This window comes from Bacillus sp. TE9106W (genome assembly GCF_054062215.1).
The window spans coordinates 57,067-74,583 of record NZ_JBSSFA010000010.1; the positions used below are offsets into that span (position 1 = coordinate 57,067).

25 protein-coding genes are annotated in these 17,517 nt (G+C 32.3%); 17 read left to right on the forward strand and 8 right to left on the reverse strand.

All coding sequences use genetic code 11. The annotated features are described in order from the left end of the window. The first annotated feature begins 96 nt into the window (after window positions 1-96). The 4 genes from kamA (at window position 97) to ACVWY7_RS18145 (ending at window position 2,928) form a co-directional block, all read left to right on the forward strand. Entirely contained in the window at window positions 97-1,518 is a 1,422-nt protein-coding gene (gene kamA / locus ACVWY7_RS18130; protein ID WP_000902136.1) for a lysine 2,3-aminomutase, read from the forward strand. Further along, window positions 1,515-1,787 carry a YokU family protein gene (locus ACVWY7_RS18135; RefSeq protein ID WP_000995764.1) on the forward strand — a complete coding sequence of 91 codons (273 nt, stop codon included), beginning with the start codon at window positions 1,515-1,517 and terminating at the stop codon, window positions 1,785-1,787. Before kamA ends, ACVWY7_RS18135 begins: the two co-directional genes overlap by 4 nt. Window positions 1,788-1,859: 72 nt before the next feature. Beyond that, a complete protein-coding gene (locus ACVWY7_RS18140) occupies window positions 1,860-2,075 on the forward strand; it encodes a YozE family protein (RefSeq protein ID WP_000750724.1) in 216 nt (71 codons plus the stop codon). A 190-nt stretch (window positions 2,076-2,265) separates the two neighbouring features. Then, complete coding sequence (locus ACVWY7_RS18145) at window positions 2,266-2,928, forward strand: hypothetical protein (protein ID WP_000101495.1); 663 nt, start codon at window positions 2,266-2,268, stop codon at window positions 2,926-2,928. A gap of 4 nt (window positions 2,929-2,932) precedes the next feature. On the opposite strand, the gene ACVWY7_RS18150 is transcribed toward ACVWY7_RS18145, so the two are convergent. Then, complete coding sequence (locus ACVWY7_RS18150) at window positions 2,933-3,100, reverse strand: DUF3930 family protein (RefSeq protein ID WP_000456538.1); 168 nt, start codon at window positions 3,098-3,100, stop codon at window positions 2,933-2,935. A gap of 149 nt (window positions 3,101-3,249) precedes the next feature. Between ACVWY7_RS18150 and ACVWY7_RS18155 the strand changes: the two genes are divergently transcribed. The 5 genes from ACVWY7_RS18155 to ACVWY7_RS18175 all read left to right on the forward strand — a co-directional run bounded on the left by ACVWY7_RS18155 (window position 3,250) and on the right by ACVWY7_RS18175 (window position 5,993). Beyond that, window positions 3,250-3,429 (forward strand): YozD family protein, encoded by a 180-nt coding sequence (locus tag ACVWY7_RS18155; protein WP_000658451.1) that lies wholly within the window; start codon window positions 3,250-3,252, stop codon window positions 3,427-3,429. 110 nt (window positions 3,430-3,539) lie between these two features. Then, entirely contained in the window at window positions 3,540-3,722 is a 183-nt protein-coding gene (locus tag ACVWY7_RS18160; protein WP_000473370.1) for a hypothetical protein, read from the forward strand. Further along, window positions 3,722-4,543, forward strand: coding sequence for a serine/threonine protein kinase (locus ACVWY7_RS18165; protein ID WP_000872028.1), 822 nt, complete (start codon window positions 3,722-3,724; stop codon window positions 4,541-4,543). The genes ACVWY7_RS18160 and ACVWY7_RS18165 overlap by 1 nt, the downstream gene beginning before the upstream one ends. Beyond that, on the forward strand, window positions 4,525-5,280 hold the full coding sequence (locus ACVWY7_RS18170) for a sporulation protein (RefSeq protein WP_000486600.1): 756 nt from the start codon (window positions 4,525-4,527) through the stop codon (window positions 5,278-5,280). Before ACVWY7_RS18165 ends, ACVWY7_RS18170 begins: the two co-directional genes overlap by 19 nt. Window positions 5,281-5,357: 77 nt before the next feature. Beyond that, window positions 5,358-5,993, forward strand: a complete 636-nt coding sequence (locus ACVWY7_RS18175; RefSeq protein WP_000833363.1) for a phosphatase PAP2 family protein — start codon at window positions 5,358-5,360, stop codon at window positions 5,991-5,993. Here the strand turns inward: ACVWY7_RS18175 and ACVWY7_RS18180 are convergent. The 3 genes from ACVWY7_RS18180 to ACVWY7_RS18190 form a co-directional block, all read right to left on the reverse strand. Next, entirely contained in the window at window positions 5,983-6,864 is an 882-nt protein-coding gene (locus ACVWY7_RS18180) for a cation diffusion facilitator family transporter (protein WP_000380396.1), read from the reverse strand. The genes ACVWY7_RS18175 and ACVWY7_RS18180 overlap by 11 nt on opposite strands. 277 nt (window positions 6,865-7,141) lie before the next feature. Then, a complete protein-coding gene (locus tag ACVWY7_RS18185; RefSeq protein ID WP_062923433.1) occupies window positions 7,142-7,456 on the reverse strand; it encodes a thioredoxin family protein in 315 nt (104 codons plus the stop codon). Window positions 7,457-8,309: 853 nt separating this feature from the next. Beyond that, window positions 8,310-8,918, reverse strand: coding sequence for a hypothetical protein (locus ACVWY7_RS18190; protein WP_000807967.1), 609 nt, complete (start codon window positions 8,916-8,918; stop codon window positions 8,310-8,312). A 66-nt stretch (window positions 8,919-8,984) separates the two neighbouring features. Here ACVWY7_RS18190 and ACVWY7_RS18195 point away from each other — a divergent pair, with 66 nt between their 5' ends. Further along, window positions 8,985-9,107, forward strand: a complete 123-nt coding sequence (locus tag ACVWY7_RS18195) for a hypothetical protein (protein ID WP_001983278.1) — start codon at window positions 8,985-8,987, stop codon at window positions 9,105-9,107. Between the two features lie 222 nt (window positions 9,108-9,329). On the opposite strand, the gene ACVWY7_RS18200 is transcribed toward ACVWY7_RS18195, so the two are convergent. Next, window positions 9,330-9,728 carry a RidA family protein gene (locus ACVWY7_RS18200; protein WP_001243655.1) on the reverse strand — a complete coding sequence of 133 codons (399 nt, stop codon included), beginning with the start codon at window positions 9,726-9,728 and terminating at the stop codon, window positions 9,330-9,332. A 730-nt stretch (window positions 9,729-10,458) separates the two neighbouring features. Here ACVWY7_RS18200 and ACVWY7_RS18205 point away from each other — a divergent pair. Next, window positions 10,459-10,812: a hypothetical protein gene (locus ACVWY7_RS18205; RefSeq protein ID WP_000669578.1), complete on the forward strand. Its 354-nt coding sequence runs from the start codon at window positions 10,459-10,461 to the stop codon at window positions 10,810-10,812. A gap of 280 nt (window positions 10,813-11,092) precedes the next feature. On the opposite strand, the gene ACVWY7_RS18210 is transcribed toward ACVWY7_RS18205, so the two are convergent. Then, on the reverse strand, window positions 11,093-11,248 hold the full coding sequence (locus tag ACVWY7_RS18210) for a hypothetical protein (protein WP_219728573.1): 156 nt from the start codon (window positions 11,246-11,248) through the stop codon (window positions 11,093-11,095). Window positions 11,249-11,291: 43 nt separating this feature from the next. Here ACVWY7_RS18210 and ACVWY7_RS18215 point away from each other — a divergent pair, with 43 nt between their 5' ends. Beyond that, entirely contained in the window at window positions 11,292-11,948 is a 657-nt protein-coding gene (locus ACVWY7_RS18215; RefSeq protein WP_000431334.1) for a DUF6944 family repetitive protein, read from the forward strand. 392 nt (window positions 11,949-12,340) lie between these two features. Continuing rightward, window positions 12,341-12,613 carry a hypothetical protein gene (locus tag ACVWY7_RS18220; RefSeq protein ID WP_000520719.1) on the forward strand — a complete coding sequence of 91 codons (273 nt, stop codon included), beginning with the start codon at window positions 12,341-12,343 and terminating at the stop codon, window positions 12,611-12,613. 126 nt (window positions 12,614-12,739) lie between these two features. On the opposite strand, the gene ACVWY7_RS18225 is transcribed toward ACVWY7_RS18220, so the two are convergent. After that, window positions 12,740-12,877: a DUF3956 family protein gene (locus ACVWY7_RS18225; RefSeq protein WP_000443219.1), complete on the reverse strand. Its 138-nt coding sequence runs from the start codon at window positions 12,875-12,877 to the stop codon at window positions 12,740-12,742. Between the two features lie 203 nt (window positions 12,878-13,080). Here ACVWY7_RS18225 and ACVWY7_RS18230 point away from each other — a divergent pair, with 203 nt between their 5' ends. From ACVWY7_RS18230 to ACVWY7_RS18240, 3 genes are all read left to right on the forward strand, one after another. Next, window positions 13,081-13,479 (forward strand): CHRD domain-containing protein, encoded by a 399-nt coding sequence (locus ACVWY7_RS18230; RefSeq protein WP_001990476.1) that lies wholly within the window; start codon window positions 13,081-13,083, stop codon window positions 13,477-13,479. Between the two features lie 321 nt (window positions 13,480-13,800). Next, a complete protein-coding gene (locus ACVWY7_RS18235; RefSeq protein ID WP_000500085.1) occupies window positions 13,801-14,052 on the forward strand; it encodes a DUF3947 family protein in 252 nt (83 codons plus the stop codon). A 119-nt stretch (window positions 14,053-14,171) separates the two neighbouring features. Next, window positions 14,172-14,708 (forward strand): C1q-like domain-containing protein, encoded by a 537-nt coding sequence (locus tag ACVWY7_RS18240; RefSeq protein WP_073524141.1) that lies wholly within the window; start codon window positions 14,172-14,174, stop codon window positions 14,706-14,708. Window positions 14,709-15,674: 966 nt separating this feature from the next. On the opposite strand, the gene ACVWY7_RS18245 is transcribed toward ACVWY7_RS18240, so the two are convergent. Next, window positions 15,675-15,869 carry a hypothetical protein gene (locus tag ACVWY7_RS18245; RefSeq protein WP_000412569.1) on the reverse strand — a complete coding sequence of 65 codons (195 nt, stop codon included), beginning with the start codon at window positions 15,867-15,869 and terminating at the stop codon, window positions 15,675-15,677. Between the two features lie 434 nt (window positions 15,870-16,303). Here ACVWY7_RS18245 and ACVWY7_RS18250 point away from each other — a divergent pair, with 434 nt between their 5' ends. Further along, window positions 16,304-17,155 carry a peptidylprolyl isomerase PrsA gene (locus tag ACVWY7_RS18250; RefSeq protein ID WP_456523885.1) on the forward strand — a complete coding sequence of 284 codons (852 nt, stop codon included), beginning with the start codon at window positions 16,304-16,306 and terminating at the stop codon, window positions 17,153-17,155. Window positions 17,156-17,517 lie beyond the last annotated feature (362 nt).

A 17,517-nucleotide genomic window follows, 5' to 3' on the forward strand; every position in this document is an offset into this window, starting at 1 on the left:
GTAATAGGGTTCTCCGCACATTTACTTATCAATAAAGTAAAGTTGGCATGACTATTGCTTATATAAAGGATGAGCGTATAAAAAGGGGGAATAGCAATGTTACATGATGTATACAAACCAAATCGTCACTGGAAGGATATCGAATTATGGAAAGATGTTACTGAAGAGCAATGGAATGATTGGGTTTGGCAATTAACGAATACGATCAAAACGTTAGATGACTTAAAGAAAGTGATTAACTTAACACCTGATGAAGAAGAGGGCGTTAAAATTTCAACGAAAACGATCCCGTTAAATATTACACCGTACTATGCTTGGTTAATGAATCCTGATGACCCACGCTGTCCGATTCGGATGCAATCTGTACCGATCTCGGAAGAGTTATATAAAACAAAATATGATTTAGAAGATCCGCTTCATGAAGATGAAGATTCTCCAGTTCCAGGGTTAACACATCGTTATCCTGACCGTGTATTATTCTTAGTAACGAATCAATGTTCTATGTATTGTCGTTACTGTACACGCCGCCGTTTTAGTGGACAAATTGGAATGGGTGTGCCGAAGAAACAATTAGATGATGCAATTGCTTACATTCGTGAAACACCACAAGTACGAGATGTATTAATCTCTGGTGGCGACGGTCTTCTAATTAACGATAAAATTTTAGAATATGTATTAAAAAATTTACGAGAGATTCCACATGTCGAGATTATTCGTATCGGTACGAGAGCGCCGGTAGTATTCCCGCAGCGTATTACAGAAAACTTATGTAACATTATTAAAAAATATCATCCAGTATGGTTAAATACACATTTTAATACATCTATTGAAATTACTGAAGAATCGAAAAAAGCATGTGAAATGTTAGCCAATGCTGGTGTTCCAGTCGGAAACCAAGCAGTAATTTTAGCTGGTATTAACGACAGCGTTCCAATTATGAAAAAACTAATGCATGACTTAGTAAAAATCCGTGTACGTCCATACTACATTTATCAATGTGACTTATCTGAAGGTATTGGTCATTTCCGTGCACCAGTTTCTAAAGGTCTTGAAATTATCGAAGGTTTACGCGGACATACGTCTGGTTATGCAGTACCAACATTCGTAGTTGATGCACCAGGAGGAGGCGGTAAAATTGCGCTTCAGCCAAACTATTTAATCTCGCAAAGTGCAGATAAAGTTGTACTTCGTAACTTTGAAGGTGTTATTACAACGTATCCAGAGCCAGAAAGCTATATTCCAGGAAGGGCAGAAGGGTACTTTAAAGAAATCTATCCAAACTACGAAGAAAAACGTTCAGATGTTGGTATCGCGGGTCTTATGAGCGATAAGAAATTTAACCTTGTTCCAGACGATTTACAGCGTATGAATCGTCGTAAAGACTATGAAGATAATGAAACGCATGCAACATTAAAAGATAAACGTGATAAGCGCGACCAATTGAAAGATAAAAAATATCAAGCACAAATGGCTAAATTAGAAGAAAACGACAAAAAAACTGAGGGTGATGCAGTATGAATTGTATGTGGTGTGACAGTACAGAAGCAAAAGAAAGCTTAAATACTGTATATTGGGAATTACCAGATGGTACGAAAGCCATTGAAATCCAAGAGACACCATGCATTTCTTGTTCCTCATGTGGTATGGACTATCAATCAGATCAAACAGTGAAAGAAATAGAAGATCAATTGTTTCTAATTTATACGAAAGACTTACCAAAACAACTAACATATGAAGAATTAATGGGAAGACCACGTCTATTAAAAAGAAATTATTTCGACTTTTAACCAGCTTTTAGGCTGGTTTTTTTCTTTTTTGCCTTGTATAATGTACCCAAGCTAGAAAGGTAGGGAATATTTTTGAAAAAGACATTTTACCACTATATGATGAAGCATCGTGCAGCTTTATTTAGTAATGAAATATCGAATTTAGCAGAGGCAATGTATGATGATTTAAGTTTTCCGAAGCAATCTGAAGATTACGATGAAATTAGTTCATACTTAGAGCTAAGTGGAATGCTAGAAAGTATGTCTATATTTGATGAAGCGTGGGATTTATACATACAAGATAGATAAAAACTATATGAACTTTTTTCGACATGAAGCTAGTCTATTTGCTAGCTTTTTTTACGTTGTAAATAAATTTTCATATGATGATATTTTTTATTGAAAAAATTTATGAATATACGCTTCTGTGATAAGCGTTTTTATGTAGGTTGCATATACTGTTATCAAAATCACGACGTCAAAAAAAGGAGAGATATAGATGGCAAGGAAAAAGCAACCTAAATATAACGTAGGGGACATAGTCGTGATTACGCTATATGGAACCGTTGGTAAAATCACAAATATGAAGGTTTTAGATGGAGTTTACGTATACGAAGTCAATAATCACGATGGATTTTACGTAGAGCAAACATTGCAGCATGTTTCAGAGCAAGATATGAAAAAAGGTGAAACTGAATGGATTGAATTAAATTATCATTTCACATTTGGTGATCTCGTGCAAGTAACAGGATACGATAAAGATGTGTTTCGAATTGTTGGTTTTCGTACAGAAGTATGGAGATATAAAAATGACGCATGGGAAGATACAATATACGAATTGTCACGAATTACGGATGGTGAATGGTTAGAAGCGGATGAGTCAGATTTAACGTTACTTGCTAATGCTCAAACGGCAAATGCAATTTTGAAGAAAATGAAACAAGATAAAGCAGGTATGAATAAATTAGATTTAGGAAAATTAAAGTCAATTAACAACTCAAAAAAAGTGAGTGTTAAGACAAATCGTCAAGAAATCATTGATGGATTACTTGATATTTATAACGATTACCAATTGTTATTTGATACATTTAAAGATGAAGAATACAAAATTGTTATGGATGTTGTTCATAATTATTTAGTTAAATTGACAGAGAAAAAATAGTTAACTAGAAAGAGAGAATGAATTGAACAACAACATATGTAGTATAAGGTATGCCTACAATTATTAAAAAAATAAAAAGCCATTTAATAAGAGAGTCTGCCCATTGATCTTCATGCATGAACTCTTCTTTTGTTTGTCCTACTTCTTGCTTTACCTCGTATTGATATTCCATAATTATATCCCCCTTTTTGATAGCTTGTACTACCATCGTATGCACCTTGTCCAAAGGATATGACCTATAAAAAAGAAAAACTATTTTTCTAATCTCATATACATATTTTTGAGATTTTTTCATAAAACAGAAATAAAGGAGTGATGCTCATGAAGGAAATTGAAGTCGTAATTGATACGGAAGAGATTGCGGAGTTTTTTTATGAGCAACTAATTGAAAGAGGATACGTCCCAAAACGAGAAGAAATTGAAGATCTCGCAGATATTACATTCGAGTATTTATTAGAGAAATGTATGATTGATGAAGTGTTTGATGAAGAAGATGAGTGAAAGTAACGACGGGCTTAACTCGTCGTTTTTTACTCTTTACAAACTTGTCACAACTAAAGTCGGCAATTATTGGTATAATTAAAAGAAAATTTTACTCAAGAGGTGAAGGGATGTTCAAAAAAATTATTGATTCTTTATTAGGAAAGAAAAAATATCGTTCGTATTCTAGTAGTGATTATCGCCATAGAGGTCGCTCTTATTCAAGTAGCGATTATAAACGACGTTCATCTGGTTATGGGCATCATCATTATAAAAGAAAACGTAAAAGCCGTAGCTTCTTTTCAAGTAGCTGATGAAATGGCGTCGTATACTAGCTTTATTTGATAGACCACTGCGAAAAAATACAATTGTTGCAGAACGTTATAAAATTGAATCAGTAATTGGAATGGGAAGTTATGGGGTTACATATGTCGTTAATGATTTACAAATAAATAGATATAAAGTCTTAAAACAATTAAGACAAAGTAAACAAAGATATGAGTCTGGTAGAAAATCATTTGAACAAGAGAAAATGATTTTACAAACATTAAATCATCATGCAATTCCTAGTTTATACGATCATTTCATATGGGAGAAAAAAAGCTTTTTTGTGATGGAATATATGCCTGGTAAAAATTTCGAAGATTATATTTTCTTAGAAGGACATGTATATACAGAACGTGAAGTTTTAAAAATTTTATATGAAATATTAGAAATTGTATCAGTGTTTCATAGTAAAGGTATTATTCACCGAGATTTACGCATTCCAAACATATTAATGAAAGAAAACCAAATTAGTATTATTGATTTTGGGTTGGCGAAATTGAAAGGTGAGGGTGATGAACGAGCTACAACTTATGAAGGTGAACAAGCTTTGATGCGAGAGGTTCACTTTCGTAGCGATTTTTATGCGCTTGGTCATTTCTCATTATTTTTATTATATGCAGGCTATGAATCTAATGAAAAATATGAAAAACCATGGTATGACGAATTAACTTTGGAAAATTACAACCGTGAAATGCTGATGCGAATGTTACAAATGAAAACGCCGTACTATGAGAATGTACGAGATTTAAAAAAAGATGTAGCTTTTGCTTTAGAAAGGATGGAGGTACCATGTTTCAAAAGTTTTTAGCAAGCGTTGGTATTGGTAATGCAAAGGTAGATACAGTTCTCGAAAAAGATGAGTATATTGTAGGAGAAGAGATACTCGGGAAGGTTCACATAACTGGAGGTTCCGTTAGCCAACAAATTGAAAGCATTTACTTAACGTTATCAACATCGTATATTCGAGAAGTGGATGATAAAAAAGTAACAACAACACATGATTTAGAGCGAGTTCGTTTAACAGAACCTTTTTCTGTTGAGCCGAATGAAAAAAGAGAAATTCCATTTTCATTTAAAATGCCAGTTGAAACACCGCTTACTCTTGGAATGAAAACAGTTTGGATACACACAGGCCTTGATATTAAACGTAGTATAGATCCAAGTGATCGTGATTACATTCAAGTATTGCCAAATGCACTATTAAATAGTGTGTTAGAGAGTGTCAATCAATTAGGCTTTAAAGCGCGTCATATTGAGTGTGAAGAATTACCGTATCGACTACGTAAGCAAGTTCCATTCGCACAAGAATTTGAGTTTGTTCCTGTTTCCGGACAGTATTATGGGAAATTAGATGAACTAGAATTGTTGATCTTGCCAAGTGCTTACGATCGCCTAGAGATTATTATGGAAGTAGACAGAAAATCTCGCGGATTAGCAGGTTTATTTGCAGAAGCACTTGATCTTGATGAGAAAGTGATTCGCTTTACAGTAACGAATGAAGATATTCCAACAATGAAAGAAACAATTAACAATTATATTTTTTAATAAACTATGCATAAAAAAGAAATGGAGAGGAAAACTAAAACAACCGCTCCATTTTTTTGCATAGTGAGGTTATGTATGTGAAACGATATCGACATTTATACTTGTTAAGTTTTACGCTACTCATTTGTTTTGTCGTATTATCACTTTCGTATCATACCGCTTGTATTGAGAAATTTGACAATATAGTCGCGCATTTTATTCAAAGTTTTCGAAACGACTACTTGACAGCCTACTTTACTTGGATGTCTTTTATCGGTTCCAAAAGAATATATTTTCCGTTACTCATCATTCTTGTAATGTATTTTCTCGTTAGAAAAAAATTGCTTAGTGCATTACTTCTAACAATTAATTATTATGGATCTCGTTATTTAAACAGTATGCTTAAACTATGGTACGAACGAGCAAGACCTGATGTAACACAACTTGTTACTGCAACTGGATATAGTTTTCCGAGCGGTCATACGATGAATGCTACTGCTTTTTTAGGATTTATTGCATACGTCACAATTACAGAAGAACGTATTACATTGCATAAAAAATTGTTGATTATTTTTATAGCGAGCTTTGTTGTATTATCTATTTCAGTTAGCCGAATATATCTTGGCGTTCACTATCCATCTGACATATTAGCAGGATGGGCAGCGGGCGGTAGCTGGCTCGTTTTATGTGTTATATTTCATAAAACGTTCATTAAAAAAGAACCTATGTCATAATAGGTTCTTTTTCCATTGGTTCAACATGAATGTGTGCATGATAAATGCCAAACTTTTTCCGAAGCATAGCCTCAATGTTGTCAGTAATACAATGACTTTCACCAACATCCATACGAGCATCTACTTCAATTGTAATATCAACGTACGTTTGATTCCCGTACATACGCGCTCTAATATCTACGATATTTTCCACGCCACCAATATGTTCAATAGCATCAGCGTACTCTTCCATCTTATCTGGATCGATTCCATCCGTTAGCATATGCGAAGCTTCTACGAAAATCTCCCATGCAGTTTTACAAATAATAAGGCCGACAATTAAAGCGGCGATAGGATCTAAAATAGGCATTTGGAACTGTGAACCGACAATACCTACTACTGTACCAATACTTACGAGAGCATCTGATAAATTATCTTTTGCAGCTGCTTCTAATGACTTACTTTTTGTGCGTGCTGCAATCTTTTTCGTATACAAATACACACAGTACATAACGACAGCAGAAAATAAAGCTACCCATGCAGCAAGTACATTAGGTGCTGCTTGTTTTGGATTTAAAAAAGATTGAATGGCACTAATAACAACTTCTAATCCGACCGTTGCCATAATAAAAGAAGCAACAAGTGATGCAATTTGTTCTGCACGCGAATGCCCATATGGATGATCTGGATCACGAGGTTTTCGAGAGATTTTTAGACCAATTAATATCGCTAAAGAAGCACCGATATCCGTTAAGTTATTTAAACCGTCAGCACGTAATGCGCTAGAAAGGGTAATATAACTGATGATGATTTTCATAGAGGATAAAAATATGTAGGCCAAAATGCTGACAATAGCACCTTTATCAGCTTCTTTATTAGAAAGAGTATCCATTTTAATCACTCACCTTTCTACAAGGAATTTCTTTCTATAAATAGAGTATCAAACGAATGTCGTGTGGGTCTATACAAACATTGTTGACGTTTTATAGCTTTTTAAGAAGGGGATAACAAAGTTTCGTGAAGGAAAAACATGTTGTAAAGTGCAAAGTTAGGATATGAAAGCGGTTTTTGGGGTGGAGGAGAAGGGAGTTCAAATATGTACAATTCTGACAGCTGATTTTTGAAAAAATAAAAACCCTCTAGAAAATATTTTTCAGAGGGTTTTCATCTTAGTATGCTTCTAAAAACTCAGTAACTTGCTCTTCAGTTTTTGCATTAGCACTATGTAAGTGGCCTAGCTTCTCGCCATTTTGATATACAAGTAAACTTGGAATACCCATTACTTGATACTCTTCAGCGATACTTGGGAACTCATCTTTATTAATAGAATACCATTCAAACTTATTGAACTCTTCCATCACATCTCCGATAAAGTTGTCCATACGCACGCAATCTGGGCACCATGTAGTAAAGAACTTAACAACTACTGGCTCCTCGCTTGCGATGATGCCTTTGAATTCCTGTTCAGATTTGATTTCTTTCATGTTTTGTTTCTCCTTTTTCACTATCAATATTTTTGGTTATTTAGTTGGTGTATTTGCTTTGAAACGAAAACTTCTAACATGAGTTTTTCTTCTCGAATAATTCGTTAGCAAATTAATCCACCCAGTTTCTTGAAGTCCTTGTATAACATGTGAGTAAGTATCCCGTGTGATCCTACTTTTTATGTCCTGAGCATTCATTTGCGATTTTTGGATATACACCTTAAATCCTAGAAATGAATATTAGGAACCTCACTTTTCTTTATAAGCTTTTTCTAGAGCTGTGTCAAACTTCTGAAATGGTAAGATTACTATTATAAGTAGGGTAAATCAAATTGTATTCATAATAACCATTGCTATAACGTTATTTTCCTCAGATATTTTTATGAGATGTTTATAATGTAATGTCGGATAAAACAAGAAATTTCTTTCCAGCACTTAGAGAAGGTAAACGATGGATGATCATTACTCATAAATTTTATGAGTGAATGGAACAACAAGCAGGAAATTCAAAAAATGATGTAGGGATGCATGTATGAACTTAGAGGAATCGTTATAAAAATTTATTTATGAAGTTGTGAGATAAGAGATTAGGGTGACGTTATCTGAGTTCCAGCAACAATCACAACCGAATAAAGTAATGCGGGGGAAAGCGTGGTAGAAAGATATCATTATTCTTTCAGAGTGGGTAATTCGTGTGTTGAAATGGGTAAGGAAACAATTTCAAAAAACGCCCACCTTACATTGTTTTTGAGAAACAAGAAGGTGAGCTTCAATTAACTGAAACGAATAGGATTTGTAAAAATTGTACCCAAATTATGCATGAATAAGGTATTGAAAGAAATACCTATACCCCTTACATCTTATTCCATAAATAACAAAGCTGGTGAGCTTCTGATTCAAGAGCTATTACATGATTATTATTAATAGAGTTATTCGTATACATTCTATTCTTTTGGATATTAAGGACCGTATAATTCACATCTTTATGTTCATTTGAAAATGTTGATTCGTTTAATAATGTTAGTGTTGAGTTAATGTTATATTTATCAATTCGCTCTTTTTTTCCTTTGAAAAACAGTTTAATAAGATGCGGCTCATCATTAATGAGCAAACCGAGTTCAGGTGATGAGCGGACGATTAAATTATCGGATAACCAATGTGATTTACCTGGATCAAACCAAGAGACGTCTTTGTTTGTAATAAATTTTTTGTACTGCTTTAAAACATCAATGTAGTTTTGCTTTTTCTTCTGGTCAACCGCTTGTACTAATGCTTCGAAACAGTCAAAAGATAGTTTGTTTTTATGAAATTTAATAATAGTTTCTCGTAATTGTTTCCAGTAATCAAAAACTGGGTGATATTCAGGTTGAGATTTTAGATTCTTAACAAAATTTGTTTTAGCCGCACTACTTTTCAGTGTAAAGTCTAAAAATTGTGTAAGTCCCACTTTAATTTCCGCCATGTTACACCCCCTTTCCGAACATTACTAATTCGATAGTGGAAAGGGAAATCCTGCATTTTTAAGGAGGTGAACGAGACGTTAGAAAAACTGATGTTCATGCACAATGGCTATTGTAAAGCTGATCCGCAAGAACAAGAGGGAATTATTACAACTGTTTGGTTTCCAGTGTTGCCTGAGTGGGACCTATAGGGAAGTGAAAATGTTGCATAGGTAGGACCGATTGAACCCGGATTTAATGCAGTGGAGGATTAAAACTCGTCCAATATCATTCACCTCTGAAAAGTTCGTATTACTAATAATAAATGTGGGAGTAGAGTCAAAGGAATGGACAAGCAATTGTATATGTGAAATTTAAAAGAACAGCTAGCAAATGCTAACTGCTCTCCAAATGGAATGAAGTGTGTAATTATATTATGGTTTAGCTGCCCATAGCTCTATTTCAATTTTAATTTCTGGTAATCCTAATTCTGAAATATATCCAATTGTCATTGCTGGGTATTGAGTATTAAATAATTGTTCCCATTCAAAATCCAAGTACGCCCAATCAATTTTTTCTGTTGCCCATACATTCACTTTTATAATGTTAGCAGCCGTTAATTCTTCAGACTCTAAAACTTTAATTATATTTTTAAAGGTGTTACTGATTTGTTCATTCATACTCTTTGGGAATTGGCCGTTCTGATTTATCCCAATCTGTCCTGATGATACAAATAACTCTGCATTTCTAGGAATTTTAGTAATATGCGTATAGTTTCCCACTGGTTCTGGCATATTTGTTGGGTTTTTTCTAATAATTATTCCGTTTCTCATTTATTCCACCTCATCATAAAAAAATTTACTGCGGTTTCTTCTATATCATTTTAGACACACTTCACCCTATAAAATGATTTTAGAAAAAAACAGCAGTCGAGTACCCATATCCGTTTGATACAAATTTTATTGATTTTTTCTTCATGATTTTGGTACTCTCCTTTCTTTAAAACGATAAAGTGAAATACTTATCTTAAATCATACGTGAATAATATCTCAGTAGCAACAATGTTTTAAAGGAGGGAAAATATATTGTTGGAAGCGATAGATGTATTGAATGAGTAAATCAATATTACTTTTGTTAATACGAAAAAAGGTCCTGTTGTTTCCAACAGGACCTTTCCTAAAATGGCAAAGAGTAACTCTTACCTTACTCTTCTCGTATATAATACATGAAAAAGATAGATGTGTATACAACAAGAAATTCCAATATAATTATTTGAATATAGTGTTTAAAAATAAAAAGATGTAATTTAAAATAAGGGATTAAATTACAAATGTTGATTTATCAATGGATTTGACTATTTTTTTATTAACTTGTAGTAAATAAAAAAATATTGAAATAATAAGATATGTAATTTTGCATACTGAATTGTAAAAGGGACAAGGGTATTAATTATGTAATACTGAAGTTGAGGGAGAGTAATACTAAAAATTCATTTACCTGTTTACGGTATAGGATAAATTCATTTGAATAGAAGCGAAAAATAGAGGTTTGCCTTAGACATTTATGAAATTTAAGAATATTAATAAGGAAAGGAGTAATTACACAGGTCCGATTTTTGTAATGATGGAGGGAATTGGTGTGGACATAACTCAAAGTATGGCACGAATCGTAGTTAATGGAAAAGATCTTCCGTTTATTTCAGTTAGAACTTCTGTATGGAATCAAGGACCTGTAAATGATTTAATTGTTTCAACAAACGAGAGAGTCGAGGAGTTTTATCAATTTATGTGGTCACAAGTTCCAGTAATGCTTGCGATGTATTTTCTTCAAGGTGCGGATTTAATGAGGTTTGCTAGAATTGCTGGGATTAATCAAGGTGTAATGGGAGAGTATATATATCATTTCTCTTGGGGATAAAATGAATGTAAAGCAGCGTAACAGCAGCTTTTATATTTTATAAAGAAATTTATGGAGGTGATAAATAGGAAGGTAGAAAAATAAGATTATAGGGTGATATAGGTAATTTGTTACTGTTTTTAAGCTCGTAAAGATAATCGGTCAATTCTTTTAATACAATGGGTTTAACAAATAAATGTATAGAAGTATACATAAGAAAAATGAAATGAGTTGAATAATATCCCTTCTATGTATATTACGATTTATATTACGATTAATACGAAGCACGTAGATAGGACAGCTATGAATATGAAGTATGTAAGGAGCATAAGAAAATAGTTCCGGTTGCTATACCAGTTGGAGCAATATCTACTGGGACCATATCTATAACCGTATTTGTAGCAGTATTGATAACAGAAACGGTCTGAATTTTTAACAGGTATACGTGTAATTGAATAGGATGAAAGTAATTACTTAATTAATGTTGGGATAGGTTATAAATGGAAAACCAACTGAAAGAAATATTTGGTGCATTGATAGCAGCTATAGGTACAATAACTTCCGCTATTGGAAGTACACCGTTCTATTTTATAAGTAGTAATGTAAGGGAGGATTTGAATATATATGGAAACACATTACAAGCAGTTGGTAACGCTTTAGAGGCTGACGGTCAAGAGGGAATATCTCTTGAAAAAATCGGAAATGAAATCCAATCAACTGGTAATGTAACTGTAATATCTGGATTGGTTATTGATTTTAAAGATGAAACAAAAATTAAATTAGTGATTGCTGGAAATTGGACGCAGGCTTTAGGAGGACTTACAGCATTAGCGGACGAATTTGAAGATGCTTCAGATAAAGATGAATCTTTTAATATTATAGGAAACTTATTGCAAGCTATAGGGAATTCCTTGCAGGCAATTGGAGGAATTTACGAGCTGAAAAGTATTAGAAAAGAGCGGCTGGATAGTAAAGACGAATTAGTAAATGATACGGAGGGGAATTTAGACAATCAAGTAAATAGTGAGCTGGATAAAAAGAAAGAAGGACAGTCAATAGATACCATAGGCAGTTGGATCCAAGCTGTAGGTTCTGTATTTTCATTAATTGGACAAATACGTGAAGAAAGTGAGGAGTTAGAAGGGAGCGATAACTAGAGTAGTTTAATAAGAGTGGTTAGCAAAAGCTAAATGCTCTCGTGAAAAATGGAAAACAACATGTACTTATTGATAAAGGAATAGTAAATATAAATTGAGAGAATGAAAAAGAGCTCTTATGGAAAGTTCTTTTAAATTAACAAATTATTATAATATCACTAACACTAATATTAAGTTTATTGATGTATTTTAGTGTTAGTAAAACATGTGTGCAAAGATATATGAATAACTTTCATTTTGATGAACCATTCCCATATAAAAATCATATGATACTTTGTAAGACAAGCAAACAGCTTATAAACTATTAAATACTCATTGTAATTGTTGCTCACAACTACTGATGAAAATGCTTTTGTATTGAACAAAACGCCCATTTGAACAGGAGGCTAATGTTGGGAAAGACATTAGAAGAATTAGAAAGGTGTTATAATGAAGCCTTAAATGAAGGAGCAGAGTATGTAGCTGTTCAGATTAAAATAGATGGATTTTCTAGCGATGAATTAATTATTAACGACAAATATAACATAGATTCTAAATTAGCGTATTACAAGAAAACGTACAATGAAGATCTAGAACATAAATGGAATCCAAGAATTCGTATTGTAGGTTTTGCATATGGTTATTCGTTTTCAGGAATTATACGCAAATTAGGATTGCTAGTTTAGTACTAATGAAACAGATGTTGATTATTACGATAGATACCATGATTTAGGTGGTATCTTTTTTTGTTAAGGAATAAATTAAAAAAGAGAGCTTAAGCCCTCTTTTTAATAAATACCTAACTATTATTATTATGCACAGATTGGAATTCCTAATGCTATTAAAGTCAATGCTACTTGAAGAGAAAGTTCTAATCTAGCAATTTCAATCCCAGCAACTGATACTACTAAAAGAGGTTGTCCATTAACGAACAAAACACAACTTTCCATACTTACACCTCCTTTCTAGTAATCTACTATAGTATATGAACTGAATTTAAAAACGTAATAAATAAATTAATTAATTTATTGAAATTGATTAATTAATCTATTATATAAAATGATCTTTTAATGGCCTAGCAACTGCTTTTTTGTCACCTTATAAAAAGGATATGAATATATTAGTAGTATATAAAAGCATAGGAGTGATAGATATGTTTTTTGCAAAATTACGTGGTAGAAATGAAGTTCCTCCAGTAGAAACAGACGCTCGAGGGGAGGCTTTCTTTAAATTAAGCCGGGACGAGCTTAGCCTAAAATTTAAGTTAGATTTATTCGATATAGAGGGTGTAGTAGCTGCCCATCTGCATATTGGAGCAAAAGGAACTAATGGTCCTGTTGTAGCTTTTTTATTTGGACCTATAACAAATCCGGTTTCAATAGAGTGTGCAACTCTTACGGGAATGATTACTCAAGAAGATTTGGTTGGGCCGTTAGCGGGTCAAACATTAGGTACTCTTATAAATGAAATCATATCTGGAAACATTTATATTAATGTTCACACTGTACAACATCCTAATGGTGAAATTCGTGGACAACTGAATTATTGCTAATGAATTATAGTAGTGAAAAATAAAGCATCCGTTTAGGGTGCTTTATTTTGTGGAGGATGTATAGAGAGATAATTTACTTTTATCAATCTTGAAAACTCATTTTTATAGTTTCGAAAGTAATCAAATTGAATTAGTAATAGTGAACTCTTTACCTTTTTAGTTAGTAAAGTAAATCTTGAAAACTTGTAAAAATATGAAAGGGTAAGAAATAATAGAAATATTTTAACTTACTAAAAGCTAATAGACTAGCTTTTAGCACTCATTGAAACAAAGAATCATAACATACTTTGTAATAACTTATATGGAAGTGAGTTGAAAATAATGTTTTATTCATATTTTGCTTCTCAAGTGGGGATGAGACCTGCTTATGGTACATCTATAACGTATAGTGGAGCACAAAGTACAGTTCAAGCTGTTCAACAAGCGTTACAAATGCAACAACAAATGCAAATGCAGCAACAAGGTATCCAGCCGTATTATTCATCTATGGAGTATTTTTATCCAGTGCAAACTATTACACCGTATGGAGGTTCTTTTCTTACTATCCCATATGGAGCTGTATTTAATTTATAAGTAGAGAAAAATAAGGGTGCAAGAATAGGGCGCCCTTATTAGAAAAAATATTAGCTCGTCCAACCATTATGAATTCCTTTTACATAATATGGAGTAATAAGCATGAAAGGGGAACTAGTATGTCTTGCTATTACTACTGTAAGTATTGTAAAGAATATAAAAAGAAACAGCATAACTGTTGTAAGAACAATAGTAAGTGTAATGACAACAAGGACAGTCTTGTTAGGGCATCAGCATTTAGAGCTAGAAATACGGTGAATCAACCTGTTCCTGCTAATACTTTTGTAAAAGTATTGTTTCAAAATGAACAATTTGATTTAGCAAATGAGTATAATCCAGCAACGTCTATTTTTATTCCGAAGACTAGAGGTGTTTACTCTATTATTGGAACAATTGGTTTCTTTCCAAATAATTCAAATTCTAATTATAGAGCGCGTGTAGAAATTCGTGTGAATGGAAACGCAGCAATAGCTATAGATAATGATTTTTTTGGTCCAATAAACTTTGGAAATGTAGTAAGTGTTTCGACGATTATTCAATTAAATGAAGGAGATCAAGTCGAGGTTTATGCGCAAAGTAGCATAGACGGGGTTTTAAGTACTTCGGAAGATGGCTCACATTTTGAAGCTGCAAGATTCCCTTCTCCAACTGAATAATGAAGAAAATAAATTACTTTGCAGTATGTTTAGTTAATCCCCTTCACCAAATGGTGGGGGATTTTTATTGTTTTTCTAAAATATATAAGGGAATAGATTAAATGTAGTTTATTTTTAGGAGCATTTCGCATGCTAGGATGTAATGATGAAAATAAAAATGGCAATGAGGACTATATAATAAATGAAAGATAAAGTTTTAAAATTATTTTTTGCCGTTTTGATATTAAAAGGGCTTTCTTATTTTAAGTATTAGATTTTCTACAGGTAATAAAAAGAGTACAATGAAACAAATAACAAGGTTGTAAAAGTTCTTTGGCATTGCATTTGCTAGTTGCCTAATGGTATAAAAAGACATCTTCATTTATGTTCGTATAATTACTTGTTTTTTTATTGCTATATAGAAATTACATATTTAACATTGGTTTGTGCAGGTATTGCTATTGTATGGAAAGGAATAACATCACGGTAAGTACACTATATAAAAATAAAATAAATCCTAAGATGAGTAGTATGGGATGCAACTTGAACATATTTGACCTCCTTGAGTATATAAAGAATTTTAATACATCTTTAGTTAATTTAGAAGGAAAATATATTAGATCAATGATGCTAGAATGGATACACTAATTAAACAGAGTAGTGAATGTATAATAAAGAAGTAATGTGGAGACACCTTGACTAAATTGTTTATAAAGGGCTGGTCGATTTACTTTACGTGAAATATAAAAGTGATCACATTTATATGTACAAAATAAGGGATAAATAAAAAGAGCATACATAAAAAGTACGCTCTAAAGAAAGATAGGTTTTATGAGTGGATAATCTCCATACGATAATATATGCTCGGCTCATAAAAACGTGTAAAAAATCAATAGATTATCAATGAAATATCATGCAATGAGTAATTTTAGTCTATTATTAAAGTCGTGTAGTTAACCAAATTATAAGGATTGTGTATAGAATAAATTAACAACTGGATAATGATCGCACTTCAGTTTCGTATTTCGTATAGTTTGGATATCGCGTAATAGTTTGACATTTTGGTGTGGAAAGTTGATTAATTATAGAAACATTTGTAATTACCTCGTTACAAGGACCGAAAAATGTAACTTTTAATTTTGAATTTGGTGGAACTTTGAAAACAATAGGTTTTTTCTCCATGAAATCAGCTCCTATGATGCAGTATTGTATACTGCGTTTTTTGTGTAGATGATAAAGGCGTATTAATATAATATGAATCTTTAGTTGATAATGATATGAAGTTAAATACTATGCAAAGCCTGAATGTAAAAATTATTAAGGGAATATTGATGGATTAAAACCTTTTCATGTGTGGAGCAGAGCGAAAAATACGGTACATATTGGACAAAAAATTGGATACTAAAAGAGTATGTAACTATAAGTAGTTACATATTTTATGAATACGTAAAGGGTCATTTTACTGATACATAGTAAGATGACCTTTCATATTTGAACAAAAAGAACTTCATACATAGTTTTTTCAAATGAAATGAATTACATGTAGAAAACACATTGTTTACACAAGAACATTGTATAGTTATTCTTGTATAATAATAAAAGTGAGGTATTTTGAATTGAAAAAGAAAAAGCTATTTTTAGGGACAATTATTTCATGCGTAGTACTGGCATTATCTGCATGTGGTTCCTCAGACAACGTAGTAACATCAAAAGTAGGAAATATTACAGAGAAAGAATTAAGTAAAGAATTAAGACAAAAATATGGGGAAAGTACTTTATACCAAATGGTGTTAAGTAAGGCGTTGCTAGATAAATATAAAGTTTCAGATGAGGAAGCAAAAAAACAAGTAGAAGAAGCAAAAGATAAAATGGGTGACAACTTCAAATCGACTTTAGAGCAAGTTGGATTGAAAAACGAAGATGAATTAAAAGAAAAAATGAAGCCAGAAATTGCATTTGAGAAGGCGATTAAAGCAACTGTCACAGAAAAGGATGTAAAAGATAACTATAAACCAGAAATGAAGGTAAGTCACATTTTAGTAAAAGATGAAAAGACTGCTAAAGAAGTGAAAGAGAAAGTGAATAATGGAGAAGATTTTGCAGCTTTAGCGAAGCAATACTCAGAGGATACTGGTTCAAAAGAACAGGGCGGAGAAATAACTGGTTTTGCTCCAGGACAAACGGTAAAAGAATTTGAGGAAGCTGCATATAAATTAGATGCAGGACAAGTAAGTGAGCCAGTAAAAACAACTTACGGTTACCATATTATAAAAGTGACAGATAAAAAAGAATTGAAGCCATTTGATGAAGTAAAAGATTCAATTCGTAAAGATTTAGAACAGCAAAGACTGCAAGATACAACAGGCAAATGGAAACAGCAAGTAGTCAATGATTTATTGAAAGATGCTGATATTAAAGTGAATGATAAAGACTTTAAAAATACATTTGAATTTCTAGAAAAGAAATAATGACTGTAATTAGAAAAGGGAACCTTTAAAGGTTCCCTTTTCTAGTTAGTGTGTGAGTTATAAATAGATAGTAAGACAATACAATATTACATATAAATATTAAGAATTACAATGGGAATTTATGTAATTATTTTAAAGTGGAATAATCATTACTTCATAGAATGTTGATATTATAATGTTTTGTTTGTTTCATTTCATTAAATATAAAACGAATTAATTAATTTTAGCCCATTATTTGAAGGCAGTAAGATTTGCGTAGGCTAATTATTAGTCAGGAATGAACAAAACTTAAATAGATTTAAGTTTTACTTTATTGAAGTGGATAAACATAATTTGCAGAATGAAACATACAATAATATTGA

Excerpts from the sequence above, each read along its gene's own strand:
- ACVWY7_RS18235 (WP_000500085.1), top strand. The coding sequence starts at position 13,801 with ATGTTTTATTCATATTTTGCTTCTCAAGTGGGGATGAGACCTGCTTAT.
- ACVWY7_RS18135 (WP_000995764.1), top strand. The coding sequence starts at position 1,515 with ATGAATTGTATGTGGTGTGACAGTACAGAAGCAAAAGAAAGCTTAAAT.
- ACVWY7_RS18165 (WP_000872028.1), top strand. The coding sequence starts at position 3,722 with ATGAAATGGCGTCGTATACTAGCTTTATTTGATAGACCACTGCGAAAA.
- ACVWY7_RS18150 (WP_000456538.1), bottom strand. The coding sequence starts at position 3,100 with ATGGAATATCAATACGAGGTAAAGCAAGAAGTAGGACAAACAAAAGAA.
- ACVWY7_RS18200 (WP_001243655.1), bottom strand. The coding sequence starts at position 9,728 with ATGAGAAACGGAATAATTATTAGAAAAAACCCAACAAATATGCCAGAA.
- ACVWY7_RS18160 (WP_000473370.1), top strand. The coding sequence starts at position 3,540 with ATGTTCAAAAAAATTATTGATTCTTTATTAGGAAAGAAAAAATATCGT.
- ACVWY7_RS18155 (WP_000658451.1), top strand. The coding sequence starts at position 3,250 with ATGAAGGAAATTGAAGTCGTAATTGATACGGAAGAGATTGCGGAGTTT.
- ACVWY7_RS18185 (WP_062923433.1), bottom strand. The coding sequence starts at position 7,456 with ATGAAAGAAATCAAATCTGAACAGGAATTCAAAGGCATCATCGCAAGC.
- ACVWY7_RS18215 (WP_000431334.1), top strand. The coding sequence starts at position 11,292 with ATGGAAAACCAACTGAAAGAAATATTTGGTGCATTGATAGCAGCTATA.
- ACVWY7_RS18245 (WP_000412569.1), bottom strand. The coding sequence starts at position 15,869 with ATGGAGAAAAAACCTATTGTTTTCAAAGTTCCACCAAATTCAAAATTA.
- ACVWY7_RS18230 (WP_001990476.1), top strand. The coding sequence starts at position 13,081 with ATGTTTTTTGCAAAATTACGTGGTAGAAATGAAGTTCCTCCAGTAGAA.
- ACVWY7_RS18205 (WP_000669578.1), top strand. The coding sequence starts at position 10,459 with ATGAAATTTAAGAATATTAATAAGGAAAGGAGTAATTACACAGGTCCG.
- ACVWY7_RS18225 (WP_000443219.1), bottom strand. The coding sequence starts at position 12,877 with ATGGAAAGTTGTGTTTTGTTCGTTAATGGACAACCTCTTTTAGTAGTA.
- ACVWY7_RS18190 (WP_000807967.1), bottom strand. The coding sequence starts at position 8,918 with ATGGCGGAAATTAAAGTGGGACTTACACAATTTTTAGACTTTACACTG.
- ACVWY7_RS18180 (WP_000380396.1), bottom strand. The coding sequence starts at position 6,864 with ATGGATACTCTTTCTAATAAAGAAGCTGATAAAGGTGCTATTGTCAGC.
- kamA (WP_000902136.1), top strand. The coding sequence starts at position 97 with ATGTTACATGATGTATACAAACCAAATCGTCACTGGAAGGATATCGAA.
- ACVWY7_RS18145 (WP_000101495.1), top strand. The coding sequence starts at position 2,266 with ATGGCAAGGAAAAAGCAACCTAAATATAACGTAGGGGACATAGTCGTG.
- ACVWY7_RS18240 (WP_073524141.1), top strand. The coding sequence starts at position 14,172 with ATGTCTTGCTATTACTACTGTAAGTATTGTAAAGAATATAAAAAGAAA.
- ACVWY7_RS18170 (WP_000486600.1), top strand. The coding sequence starts at position 4,525 with ATGTTTCAAAAGTTTTTAGCAAGCGTTGGTATTGGTAATGCAAAGGTA.